Source organism: Azospirillaceae bacterium (assembly GCA_028283825.1).
In the GTDB taxonomy this organism is placed as follows: domain Bacteria; phylum Pseudomonadota; class Alphaproteobacteria; order Azospirillales; family Azospirillaceae; genus Nitrospirillum.
Genome location: JAPWJW010000001.1, coordinates 1847252 through 1860166 on the forward strand (window position 1 = coordinate 1847252; position 12915 = coordinate 1860166).

8 protein-coding genes are annotated in these 12915 nt (G+C 67.4%); 2 read left to right on the plus strand and 6 right to left on the minus strand.

From position 1 onward, the window contains the following. Positions 1 to 202 precede the first annotated feature (202 nt). Together purU and PW843_07495 are read right to left on the minus strand one after the other, a co-directional pair. Positions 203 to 1054: a formyltetrahydrofolate deformylase gene (purU, locus tag PW843_07490; GenBank protein MDE1146451.1), complete on the minus strand. Its 852-nt coding sequence runs from the start codon at positions 1052 to 1054 to the stop codon at positions 203 to 205. A 12-nt stretch (positions 1055 to 1066) separates the two neighbouring features. Then, positions 1067 to 1933, minus strand: coding sequence for a methylenetetrahydrofolate reductase (locus PW843_07495; protein MDE1146452.1), 867 nt, complete (start codon positions 1931 to 1933; stop codon positions 1067 to 1069). 441 nt (positions 1934 to 2374) lie between these two features. Here PW843_07495 and PW843_07500 point away from each other — a divergent pair, with 441 nt between their 5' ends. Both PW843_07500 and PW843_07505 read left to right on the plus strand, forming a co-directional pair. Next, the gene (locus tag PW843_07500) at positions 2375 to 3718 is read left to right on the plus strand and encodes a hypothetical protein (GenBank protein MDE1146453.1); all 1344 of its coding nucleotides are present in this window, start codon (positions 2375 to 2377) and stop codon (positions 3716 to 3718) included. A 173-nt stretch (positions 3719 to 3891) separates the two neighbouring features. Next, on the plus strand, positions 3892 to 5103 hold the full coding sequence (locus PW843_07505) for a patatin-like phospholipase family protein (protein MDE1146454.1): 1212 nt from the start codon (positions 3892 to 3894) through the stop codon (positions 5101 to 5103). 158 nt (positions 5104 to 5261) lie between these two features. Here the strand turns inward: PW843_07505 and PW843_07510 are convergent, their stop codons facing one another. The 4 genes from PW843_07510 to PW843_07525 all read right to left on the minus strand — a co-directional run bounded on the left by PW843_07510 (position 5262) and on the right by PW843_07525 (position 12862). Further along, positions 5262 to 8105: a TonB-dependent receptor gene (locus PW843_07510; protein MDE1146455.1), complete on the minus strand. Its 2844-nt coding sequence runs from the start codon at positions 8103 to 8105 to the stop codon at positions 5262 to 5264. 96 nt (positions 8106 to 8201) lie between these two features. Next, positions 8202 to 9836 (minus strand): DUF5597 domain-containing protein, encoded by a 1635-nt coding sequence (locus tag PW843_07515; protein MDE1146456.1) that lies wholly within the window; start codon positions 9834 to 9836, stop codon positions 8202 to 8204. Positions 9837 to 10253: 417 nt separating this feature from the next. Further along, complete coding sequence (locus PW843_07520; protein MDE1146457.1) at positions 10254 to 11582, minus strand: MFS transporter; 1329 nt, start codon at positions 11580 to 11582, stop codon at positions 10254 to 10256. A 74-nt stretch (positions 11583 to 11656) separates the two neighbouring features. Continuing rightward, positions 11657 to 12862 carry a D-galactonate dehydratase family protein gene (locus tag PW843_07525; GenBank protein ID MDE1146458.1) on the minus strand — a complete coding sequence of 402 codons (1206 nt, stop codon included), beginning with the start codon at positions 12860 to 12862 and terminating at the stop codon, positions 11657 to 11659. Between the last annotated feature and the right edge of the window lie 53 nt (positions 12863 to 12915).

The window sequence follows — 12915 nt, forward strand, 5'->3', positions numbered from 1 at the left end:
CCTTGGCTTATCCTCGCGTTTCAGTCCGCTTCGCTTCCCGAAACGCTCCGGCGCCCGCGGTCGCGGGCTACGGCCCGGTGTTCCGGGCCGCCTTCCTCCCTGCCGGCCATCCTAAGCTGAGACGGGCCGCCCGCGATACCCGCCGGCGGCCCCTCATCATACGGTCGGCGCACTATTTATCGCCGCGTGCCCAGCCCTGACCTCAATCGCCGAACACCACCGTCTTGCGGCCGTTCAGCAGCACGCGCTGTTCCAGGTGCAGGCGCACGGCGCGGGACAGCACGCGCTGTTCGATGTTGCGGCCCTTGCGCACCAGGTCCTCGGCGGAATCGGCGTGGGTCACGGCCTCCGCCTCCTGGTGGATGATGGGCCCCTCATCCAGGTCGGCGGTGACGTAGTGCGCCGTGGCGCCGATCATCTTCACGCCGCGCGCGTGCGCCTGGTGATAGGGCTTGGCCCCCTTGAAGCTGGGCAGGAAGCTGTGGTGGATGTTGATGCAGCGGCCGGACAGGGATGCCGCCAGATCGTCCGACAGGATCTGCATGTAGCGCGCCAGCACCACCAGGTCCGCCCCGCTGTCGGCCACCACCGCCTTGATCAGCACCTCCTGCGCCGGCTTGTCGTCCCGGGTCACGGGCAGATGGTGGAAGGGGATGCCGGCGAAGTCCGACACCTTCAGCGCCTCCGCCGGGTGGTTGGAGACGATGCCGGCCACCACCATGTTCAGCTCCCCAATGCGGGCGCGGTACAGCAGGTCGGCCAGGCAATGGTCGAACTTGGACACCAGCAGCAGCACGCGTTGCGGCTCATCCCGCGGGCGCATGCGCCAAATCATGCCCTGGGCGCCGGCCATATCGGCGATGGCGGCGTGCAATGCTGCCGGGGGACGCGCCGTCTCAAACACCACCCGCATGAAGAACAGGCCGGTCTCCCGGTCATTGAACTGGTGGGCGTCGATGATGTTGCCGCCGTTGTGGAAGATGGCGCCGCTCACAATGGAGACCAGGCCGGGGCGGTCGGTGCAGGAAATCGTGAGGGTGTAGGCGGTGGTCATGTCCGTGATCCTTCAGCAAGCGCGCTTGAGGCCGGCCTTGGCGGCGTAGGCCTCGATCCAGGCGGCGGTACGCTCCACCCCGCCGAAGGGGTAGAAATGCGCGTGCACCACCCCGTGCGCCGGGGTGAGCCTGGCGGACAGCGTGTCCATCAGCCGGTCCGGCCCCGCCTTGTTCAGCAGTTGGGTGAGGGAGATGCCGTACTTGGCCAGCACCTTGGCCGAGGCGCCGACACCGCACAGCGCCGCGAAACGCAGCAGGGTCTTCACGCTGGCGGGGCCGGGAACGCCCAGGCGCACCGGCGCCGTCACCCCGCCCCCACGCAAATCCTCCAGCCAGGTCACCACCGGGTCGGCGTCGAAGGCGAACTGGGTGGCGATCTCCGCCGCCTGGCCCTGGGCGGCCAGCACCGCCAGCTTGTCGGCCATGGCCCGGGCCAGCGCGGGTGCGGCGATCTTGGGATGCCCCTCCGGGTAGCCGGAGATGCCGACGGTGCGGATACCGTGGCCGGCCAGCAGGTCGCCACGGATGACCGACAGGGCGTCGGGGTAAGGGCCTTCGGCCACATCACAATCCCCGGCGATGACCAGCACGCGGTCCACCTGGGCGGCATCCCGCACGGCCGCCAGGAAGGCACGCAACTCATCGGCCGAGCGCACCCGGCGGGCGGCGATGTGCGGCATGGGATCATAACCCAGGCGCCGCAGGGCCACGGCCGCCGCCACCCGGCTTTCCGCCGGCTGGTCGTGCAGATAGGGGATGGAGATCACCGTGCCCCTTGGAATGGCACCGCCGGCGGCCACCAGCGCCGGGATGTCCTTCACCGTCGCCTCCAGCGAATAGCTGCACAGCAGGCCGGCCTCTATCGGTGCGTCCGTCACTAAAACCCTCCCCAGTCGTTATCGCCGGCCATCGGGCAAGGCGTGGCCCTGCCCGGGGGTGCGGGCTCGTGCCCGCATTCGCCCCCGAAGTTCCCGTGGCCTGGTCGTTGTCGAGAGATCGTCCGCGATGGGAACGGCCCCCTTGGGATCCCCGATTGTTTACGGATCCGGTGGGCCGCCTTCGCCTCTCCGCCCTCACTGTTGCGCGGGACGGGGCGATGCATAAGCACCCAAACACGCAACAATGTGGTGCGGACCCGGCAATGATCCCGGCACCGATCCCGCCGCAAGGGCGCGGACGCGCGGGGCCGGCTTTGTCACCGATCCTGCAACACAGCTGTCGTCACCGTTCCGGCTACCGGGCGGGATGGGCCGAGGGTATTGGTTAAGGGCCATAAACAAAACCAGCTCGGCCAAGCCAGCTTTAGGGAGAGCTATTCCATGTCTGCACCCGGTACCGCCCCCACACTCCAGGACGCCATCGACAAGGCGGGCTCCCCCATCAGGCTGTTGTGGAAGCCGAACGCCCCGGCCTGGACCGTGCCGGTGATCGAGCCCGAATACGCGGGCTGGCGCCAGGAACAGGCGGCGTGGCGTGAGGGTGTGGCCATTTCCGACCTGTCGCACCACATGTCCGACCTGTTCATCGAGGGGCCGGACGCCACCCGGCTGCTGTCTTATGTCAGCGCCAATGATTTCGAGAATTTCGTCGTCGGCCAGGCCAAGCAGTTCGTGCCGGTGACGGCCGAGGGCAACATCGTCACCGACGGCGTGCTGATGCGCGACGCGGAACAGAAATACACCCTCAGCGGCGTGCCAGCGTCCCAGACCTGGGTGGCCTATCACGCCAAGGCCGGCCGCTTCGACGTCGCCATCACGTCGGACCCCGACAGCCGTTTGCGCAAAAGCGGCAACCCCGTGCTGTTCCGCTACCAGGTCCAGGGCCCCCGCGCGCTGGAGGTGGTGGAGCGGGCGTTCGGCGGGCCGTTGCCTAAGACCAAGTTCTTCCACTCCACGCCCGTCACCCTGGCCGGCCACAGCTTCCGCGCCTTCCGCCACGGCATGGCGGGGCAGCCGGGTTATGAGTTCATCGGCACCTGGGACGGGGCGGTCGCGGTGAAGGCGGCCCTGCTGCGCGCGGGTGAGCCGTCGGGCATGCTGCATGTCGGCGGCAAGGCCTATTACACCAACGGCATCGAAAGCGGCTGGATCCCCACGCCCACGCCCGGCATCTACACCGCACCTGACCTGGTGGACTACCGCCGCAGCCTCAGCCTGTTCTCCTTCGAGGGGCAGAAGCCGCTGCACGGCAGCTTCTTCTCCGAGCATATCGAGGATTATTACTGCACGCCGTTCGAGCTGGGCTACGGCAAGTCGGTGGCCTTCAACCACGACTTCATCGGACGCGAGGCCCTGGAAAAGGCCAAGGAGGATACCCGCCGGGCCAAGGTCACCCTGGTGGTGGACAAGGCCGACGTGCGCCGCGTCTTCGGCGAGGACCCCGGCTATATCCTGGATTATTGCCGCTATCGGGTGGAGGCGGGCGGAAACCTGGCCGGCCTGACCTTCTACAACGGCTTCATCAACCCGCTGGACACCGTCGCCTGCCTGGCGCTGGTGGACAAGCAATACGCCCAGCCGGGGACGGAGGTGACGTTGCTGTGGGGTGAGCATCCGGGCAGCGGCACGGCACCGGATGCCGATCTGGGCCTGCCCCGCCTGAAGGCCATCGTCCAGCCGGCCCCCTACAACGACCACGCCCGCACCCAGTACCGCCGGGACTGACGGGCCCGGGGGATGGACAGTCGTGCGGCGAAGCAGCACAGGTCGTGCCGCACCGCACACTGTCCGCCCGCCCAGGCCTTGAAGCCCCAGCCGGCCGGCCCATTTCCTGTTAGCGTCGCGCGCCGAACCGATGGGCGGGCGACGCTAAACATCGGCTGGATGGAGGGAGGGACATGCCCCTGGATCGGCGTGACGCGCCCGGTACTGACACCAACGCCACCTCCGCGAAGGCCAAGCGTGAGGCCCCGCCCTATGATGAGATCGCCCTGGTGCTTCAGGGCGGCGGGGCGCTGGGGTCCTACCAGGCCGGCGTCTATGAGGGGCTGGCCGAGGCGGGGCTGGAGCCCACCTGGATCGCCGGCATCTCCATCGGCGCGCTCAACACCGCCATCCTGGCCGGCAACCCGCCCAAGGACCGGGTGGCCGCCTTGCACGCCTTCTGGGACACCATCACCAAGCCCGAGGACTTCGTGGGCGGCGGGGGAGCCTGGGCCCTGAGCGCCCTGGGCCTGGACGCGGCGGCGCGGGGGTGGACCAGCGGCTGGTCGGCCTTCCGCGCGGTGATGGAGGGGCAGCAGGGCTTCTTCACCCCCCGTCCCCGCACCCCGTTGAGCGAGCTGGACCACAAGACCCCGGACGAGGTCAGCCACTACCGCACCGAACCGCTGATCGAAACCCTGCGCCGCTATGCCGATTTCGACCGCATCAACAACGGCGACATGCGGGTGTCGGTGGGCGCGGTCAACGTGCGCAGCGGCAACTTCGCCTATTTCGACAACCGCCAGATGCGCCTGGGGCCGGAGCATTTCGCCGCGTCCGGCGCCCTGCCCCCGGGCTTCCCGGCGGTGGAGATCGACGGGGAGTATTACTGGGACGGCGGCATCGTCTCCAACACCCCGCTGGTGGAACTGCTGGGCAAGGAGCCGGACAAGGATCTGCTGATCTTCCAGGTCGATCTGTGGAGTTCCAAGGGCCGCCTGCCCGCCAACTTCGCCGATGTGGAGGAGCGGATAAAGGACATCCAGTATTCCAGCCGCACCCGCATGGTGACCGACATGGTCGCCCATCGCAGGCGGCAGTCCAAGATCGTGAAGGATTTCCTGGACACCCTGCCGGAGGAGATCCGGCGGAACAACCCGGCCTATGACCAGGCCGCCGCCATCGCCGCCACGGCCAAGGTCAACCTGTTCCACCTGATCTACCAGAACAAGTTCTTCGAGAAGGGCTACAAGGACATCGAGTTCAGCGCCGCCACCATGCTGGAGCATTGGGGCAGCGGCCTGCGCGACATCCGCCGCTCCCTGGCCCAGCCCGGCTGGCTGGACCCGCCCAATCACGATCTGGGCTTCGTCACCCACGACATCCACCGCCTGCGGGAGGATTAAGGCGCAGACAGCGGATACCGCGGAGACCACGTTTATGCCAGCGGCATGAGGCAACTCATGCCGCTGTAGGCCCCGACCGGGGCCGCCGGAGCGAGCACCGAAGGGCGGAGCGAGGATAGCCAAGCTGACGGATGTCAGCGCCCGGCGATTGAGGGAACTTAGAAATTGGCCCGCACGCCGAAGATCACCTGCATGCCCGGATAGTAAACGCTGTAGGGCGCGTTTTCCTGGCCGAAGACGGTGCGGATGGGCTCGTTGGTGACGTTCAGCGCGTCGACCGTGACGCGGAACATGTCGTTGGCGAAGGGCAGCTGGTAGCCCAGCGACAGGTCCAGCTGGCCGCGCGCGTCGCTGATGAGGGCGGAGTTGAGGTTGTTCTGCGGGGCGTTGGCGGCGACGGAGCTGTCGGTCCAGACATAGTTCACGCTGACCGAGACGCCGTGGCCTTCGTAATAGCCCTGCAAATTGTAGCTCCACGGTGCCACGCCGGTGGCGAACATGCCGCTGGCGGAGCTTTGCTCGATATGCGTGGCGTTGGCGGAGAAGCCCAGGCCGTCGAACACGAAGTCCAGCGGCTGCACCCAGGTCATCTCCACACCCTGCAACAGCAGCTTGCTGAGGTTGACCGGCTGGGTCAGCGTGACGGTGGCGACATCCGGGCCGCCACGCAGCATCAGGGCCTGTTGCTGGCTGACCGCCAGGTCGCTGAAGGCGATGCCCAGCGCGGTGAAGGGCACAGTGCTCTGCGTCGTCACGGTGAAGCCATCGATGTCCTTGCGGAACAGGTCGACGCCGACATACCCCAGGCCGCCCGTGTACCACTCCCCACCGATGTCGATGTTGTTGGAGGTGTAGGGCTTCAGGTTGGGGTTGCCCGCACTGGCGACCTGGGCGGAGATGTCGGAGAAGGTGGTGCCGGGCAGCAGCTGGCTGGCGTCGGCGCGGGTCATGCTGCGGGAGGCGGAGGCGCGCAGCTTGATGTCGTCGGCGACGCTGTAAACCAGGTTCATGGACGGCAGCACGTCGCTGTAGCCGGTGTCGAAGCTCTGCTCGATATAGCCGCTGGCCACCTGCACCGGGCTGGTCACCAGCTGGTCGGTGTGGAAATAGCGCAGGCCGACGTTGAAGGCCACGTCGTGGCCCAGCAGCGTGTCCTTGGCGTTGCCCTCGACGTAGCCGCCGAAGGTCTTCTCGCGGATATTGCCGACCGAACCGCCGGTGACGGCGCTGCGGGTCTCAGGGGCGGTGTCGCGGTAATAGTCATAGTTGGTCGCCTTTTCCAGGGCGGCCAGGTTGGTCATGATGTACTTGGTGTAGCCGACATTGCCGCTGGCCAGGTGGCCGAAGTCGCTAATGTTCAAGGCACTAAGGTACTGCCCCACTTGCGAGTTGGGCACCAGGCCGGTGGTGCCGTCGCAGGTGGCGCCGCACACCGCCGTCTGGAAGGCGACGCTGTTGTCATAGGCGCGGATGATGCGGCTGGCCATGTCGTAGGCGCCGCCCACCTTCACGTTGACGTCGTCGCTGCCGTAGCGGGTGTCGATGTGGGCGCCGCGGGTGGTGGTCTCGCGGTACACGTTCTGCACGTTGACGCGGTACCACTGCCAGCCCAGGTCCGGGTCGCTCAGGTCGCGGTTGGTGGTGATGATGGGCTGGCCGCTGTTGCCGCCGCTTTGGTAGAACACGGTCAGGCCGGATTGCTGCGGCGTCTGGAAGTCGAACTGCGGCTGTTCGCGGAAGAAGGTGCTGTGGCCGTAGTTGACCTGGGCATCGACCTGGAAATCCTTGGACGGCTTCCACGTCAGGGTGGGGTTGATGTTGTAGAACTCGGTATGCTGCTTGAAGATGTCGTTTTCCAGGAAGAAGCTGGAATTGGCGAAGGTGCCTTGCGTCACGATGTTGTTGCTGTCCACCGTCAGGTCGATGGGGACCATGCCGCCGGTGGAGGTGGGCGAGGTGCCGGGGCCGGAATTGCGCACGTACCAGTTCATGTTCAGGCGCTGGTAGTCGCGGTCGGACTGGGCCCACAGGCCGTCCACGGCGAAGTGCCATTCATCGCTGGGCCGGTATTCGAACGACACCACGCTGGACACCCGCGACCGGTCGCCGAAGGTATAGCTGTTGCGGGCCAGGCGCGGGATCTGCGCGCTGCCCAGCTGCGCCAGGCTGAGGCCGGAGGTGGCGGCCAGGTCCACCGGCGTGCCGGGCGTCAGGCCGTAACCAGTGTTGTTGGGCACCGTGCTGGCATAGACGAAGCCGTTGCCCGCCCCCTTGTCGGCGGCGACGCCCAGATTGCCGTCGGTCCAGCCGATGGTCTCGAACCCGTCGATGCGGGTGGTGGTCTTCACGCCGGACACGCCGACCAGCACACCGAAGTCACCCCAGGTGTGGCTGGCGACCAGGGCGCCGCGCGGGCTGACGTCGCCGTTGGAATTGGTGTATTCGCCCTGGCCGATCAGGGTGATGTGCGTGCCTTCCTTGTCGAAGGGGCGGGCGCTGTGCAGGTTCACCGTGCCGGCGATGCCGCCCTCCAGCTGATCGGCCGTGGGGCTTTTGGACACGTCCAGGCGGGTGAACAGTTCTGACGGGAACAGGTCCAGATCGACCTCGCGGTTGGCGTTGCCGCCGTTGGTGCCGCCGTCCGACGCCACCGCGATCTGGGTGTTGTTCAGCAGCACCTTGGAGAAGCTGGGGCCCAGGCCGCGGATGGAGACCTGCACGCCCTCGCCGTCGATGTCGCGGTTCAGGTTGACGCCGGGGATGCGGTTCAGGGTTTCGGCCAGGTTGGTGGCCGGCAGCTTGCCGATGTCCTCGGCGAAGATGCTGTCGCCGAAGCCCACGGCGTCGCGCTTGGCCTGGGTCGCGTCCAGCAGGCTGCGGCGGATGCCGGTCACCACGATCTCATCCATGGCGGTGGGATCGGTCGCAGCGGCCGGATCGGCCGTCACCTGCGCGCGCGCCGCCGGCACGCCCGCCAGCGCGCCCACCAGCGCGGTCGTCATGAGCAGAGTCTTGCAGTGTCTTGAACGGACCATTTCTCTTCCCTCCCTGGCCTCTCGTTTGATGGAGGCCGCGTGTTTGTCGATGTCGAACTGGGGTCAGCGGTAGCGGTAGAACGTGACGCGCTGGATCTGGAATTTCTCCGAGCCCAGGCGGATGTGCCGGCCCTGGTGGGTCTGGTCGCCGTTGAGCACGCGGCCCCCCACCCATTGGCCCTGGGCGTTGAAGTCGCCCTCCTCCGCCCGGTCGATGCCGGCCAAGGCAGGCCCCTCGCCGGCACCGGCAAAGGTGACGACCAGGCCGCGCCCGGCGATCAAATATTCCTCCGGCCCGGTCTGGATGATCATGCCGCCGTGGGCGGAGACATCCTGGTCGGCCTTGGGCAGCCACGGGTCGATGAAGGCCACGGTGAAGCGGTAGTCGCCGATGGTGCGGCTGACCGGCGCCTCCAGCACCGTGCCGTCCTCCAGCACGCGGGGCTTGAAGCCGGCCATGCGGTCCAGCCCCTGGGCCTTCAGGATGGCGGGGGTCAGCTGGCGCAACACGCCGTAGGCCTCCGTCAGCGCCGCCTGGTACTTGCCGTCCGCATTCTCGATGGAGAAGGGGGAGTAGCCGAAGGCGTCCAGGTTGCCGATGGCGTAGAAGCCGTTGGCCGGCACCTCCGCCGCCGTGGTGACGTTGTTGGCTTCCGGGATGAACAGCGGGTTGTCGGCTCGGCGGTAGCGGCCGGCCAGGTCGCTGAAGTTGGGGAAATAGATGTCGGGGCTGATCAGATCCAGGCTGGGCGCCCCCGCCTTCCACACGTCGATCAGGTGGGGTAGCGGCCCGCCCGCCGGATACTCGCCCGGCGCCTTGCCCGTGCGGTTCAGCGCCACGTTGGCGTACATGGGCAGCGGATAGGCCGCCTTGCCGGCACGGGTGACGGCTTCGGTGTACTGGGCATAGAACCAGGCGGTGAACACCTCTTGGCCCCCGTCGGCGTCGCCGAACACCTGCGCCCAGGTGCCGTTCGTGCGGGCGCCGTGCGCCTGCCACAGGGCCTTCAGTTCCGGCTGCGCGCCGTCACCGGCCAAGCAGCGCAGCAGGGCGTCGGGCACCGGCCGGCCCCAGGCGGCGGTGGCGTCATCGCCCCAGTCGCGCGCCGTGGGCAGCATACCGATCTCATTCTCCACCTGCACCATCAGCACGGTGCCGCGCCCGTCCACCGCCTTCAGGTGGGCCAGCAAGGCGGCGTAGGCCTTGGCATCGGCGTCCCGGACGTTGGGGGAGAAGGCCGACAGGATCTCCACGCTGGTGCCGTTGGCCGCCCTGGCACGGGGAAAGCGCGCCTGGTCGCGCTTCACCCAGCCGGGCACGTAGGTGGACATGCTGTTCTTCCAGGTGCCGAACCACAGCAGCACCAGATGCATGTCCTGGGCGCGGGCGTCGGCCAGCAAACCATCGATGGAGGAGAAATCGAACACCCCCTCCTTCGGCTCGATCAGTTCCCAGGACACCGGCGACAGCACCGTGTTCAGGTTCATGGCCTTCAGCTTGGGCCAGTACTTGGCCATGTAGGCACGGCTGGATGGGCTGGAGTTGCCCAGCTCACCGCCCAGGACCAGCAGGGGGCGGCCGTCCACCACCAGGCGCGCCGCCGTGCCCTGGTGTTCCAGGGTGGGCATGGCGGCATGCGCCGGCGTTGCCGCCACCAGCGACAGGGCGATCACCGCCCCCCACGCCCGAGTGCCCATACCAGCGGCACGAGAGCCTGACTCGTGCCGCTGTAGGACGCGACCGCGTCCGCCGGAAGTTTCCGGGGAGCGGAGCGGACTGGAAACTGAGGACGAGCCAAGCCGACGGATGTCGGCGCCCGGCGACTGAGGGGCGGCGTTTGAGCAGCCACGATCAAACGCCGCGCGTATTAGCGTATGCGTGTTCAGGCACCCCATGTCCCGTTTCTCCCTAGGTCGGCACGTTAACCGTGTTCTCGAAATGGTAGCGTTACCATTTCCGATTGATGGCGAGATTGTCAATATATAATTGCAATCTATCATCAAATAGATCTTGAGTTTTATTTTTAAAATCACGCGCAATACGTCACGATCGGCAGTCGCATTGCCGACACTGATCAGGTCAGTACTTTAATCGCCACGCGTTTGACCGTCTTATCAGCCGCTTCCTTCTTCCAGGACTGCCGGCTTCAGCCGCGGGCTCAGCACCTGCAAGGCCAGCAGCGCCAGGGGATAGGCCAGGGCCGCCACCAGGAAGACGGGGCCGTAGCTGCCGGTGGTTTGCAGGATCCAGCCGGTGAACTTCGCCATCAGCATCCCGCCCACCGCCCCCGCCGCCCCACCGATGCCCACCAGGGTGGCGACGGCACTTCTGGGGAACAGGTCGGACGGCAGGGTCATGAGGTTGGCGGAGAAACCCTGGTGCCCGGCGGTCGCCAGCCCGATGACGGCCACCGCCAGCGGCAGGCTGCCCACCCAGGGCGCCGACAGCACCGGCATGACGCACAGGGCACCGGCCAGCATCGCCGCCTTGCGGGCGACATTCGCCCCCCGCCCCCGCCGCATCAGGCGGGAGGACAGCCAGCCGCCGGCCACACTGCCCACGTCCGACATCAGGTAGATGACGATCAGCGGCGGCCCGAAACCCTGGAGGTCCAGCCCGAAGCGACGGCCCAGGAAATCCGGCAGCCAGAACAGGAAGACCCACCAGATGGGATCGGTCAGGAACTTGGCCAGCACATAGGCCCAGGTCTGGCGCCAGCCCAGGATGCGGACCCAGCCGGGCCGGCGTGCGTCCGCGCCGCGCGCCGAGATGGGGTCCGGCGTGTCGGAGCGGATATGGGCCAGTTCGGCGGCCGTCAGGCGGCGGCTTTCCTCCGGCCGGCGATAGAACACCAGCCAGGCGGCCAGCCAGGCGAAACTGGCCAGGCCCGTCAGCAGGAAGGCCGCGCGCCAGCTGAACATCGTGACGATCAGCGGCACCACCAGCGGCGTCACCACCGCCCCGACATTGGCGCCGGCGTTGAAGATGCCGATGGCCAGCGCGCGTTCGCGCTGGGGGAACCATTCGGTCACGCTTTTCAGGCCGGCGGGGAAATTGCCGGCCTCCCCTGCGCCCAGGGCCACGCGCGCCAGGATGAACTGCGTCAGGCCGGTCGCCAGGCCGTGGGCCATGTGGGCCAGGTTCCACACCAGGAAAGTCAGGGCATACCCCCAGCGGGCGCCCACCCGGTCGATGACGCGGCCGAACACCAGGTAGGCGCCGGCGTAGGCCGCCTGGAAACAGAAGACGACATGGGCGTAATCGACATCCGACCAGGCGAATTCCCGGGACAGCAGGGGCTTCAGCAGCCCCAGCATCTGGCGGTCGACATAATTGATGACGGTGGCGGCGAACAGCAGGGCGACGACGATCCACCGCCGCCGGCCGATGCCGGCCGGCGATGACACCGCTGAAACGGCCGTCGTTTCCGACTGCCACGCCATGAACGCCTCCCTCGTCCTATGTTTCCACCGGCGGGGTTTTCCCCGCGCGGTGTTTTTTTTGTTACTTCAGTGCTTTACCAGTTCCATAAGGTCCCGTCGGTCAGGCGCGCCACCGGCAGATAGGCCGGCTGGTAGGGATACTTGGCGGCCTCGACCTCATCGATATCGACGCCATGGCCGGGCGCCTCGCCCGGGTGCATGTAGCCGTCCGTGAAGGTGTAGGCGTGGGGGAAGACGCTGTCGGTCACGGCCTCGTGCACCATGCGTTCCTGCACGCCGAAGTTCGGAACCCACAGGTCGAAGTGCAGGGCCGCCCCCATGCACACCGGCGACAGGTCGGTGGCGCCATGGCTGCCGGTGCGCACCTGGTACAGGGCCGCCAGGTCGGCGATGCGGCGCAGGTGGGTGATGCCGCCGGCATGCACCACGGTGGTGCGGACGTAGTCGATCAGCTGGTTCTGGATCAGGTCTTTGCAGTCCCAGATGCTGTTGAACACCTCCCCCACCGCCAGGGGCGTGGTGGTGTGCTGGCGGATCAGGCGGAACGCCTCCTGGTTTTCAGCCGGCGTGGGATCTTCCATCCAGAACAGGCGGTAGGGCTCCAGGCTCTTGCCCAGCCGCGCCGCCTCGATGGGGGTCAGGCGGTGGTGCACGTCGTGCAACAGGTGCACGTCCCAGCCGAAGCGGTCGCGGGCGGCGGCGAACAGGGTGGGCGCGAAATCCAGATAGGCCTCCGTCGACCACACGGTCTCCGCCGGCAGGCCCTTGGTGGCGGGTTCGTAATTGATGCCCTTGGCGACACCGTAGGTGCCCTGCTGCCCGGGCACGCCCGCCTGGACGCGGATGGCGCGGTAGCCCTGGTCCAAATAATGGGCCACCTGGTCCAGTGCCTCCGGCACGTCGCGGCCGTTGGCGTGGCCATAGACCATGACACCCTCGCGGCTCTTGCCGCCCAGCAGCTGGTACAGCGGCATGCCGGCCAGCTTGGCCTTGATGTCCCACAGGGCGGTGTCCACGGCGGCGATGGCCGACATGGTCACCGGGCCGCGGCGCCAGTAGGCGCCCTTGTACAGATACTGCCAAATATCCTCGATCTGGCGGGGGTCGCGGCCGATCAGGCAGGGGATGACATGGTCGGTGAGGTAGGAGGCGACGGCCAGTTCGCGCCCGTTCAGGGTGGCGTCACCGATGCCGTACACACCCTCGTCGGTGCGGATCTTCAGCGTGACGAAATTCCGCGCCGGGCACGTGACGATGACGTAGGCGTCCGTGATCTTCATGGGCTTTCCAACTCCGCGCAGGATGGCGGGCCGCGCCGATGCAGCAGGCCCCG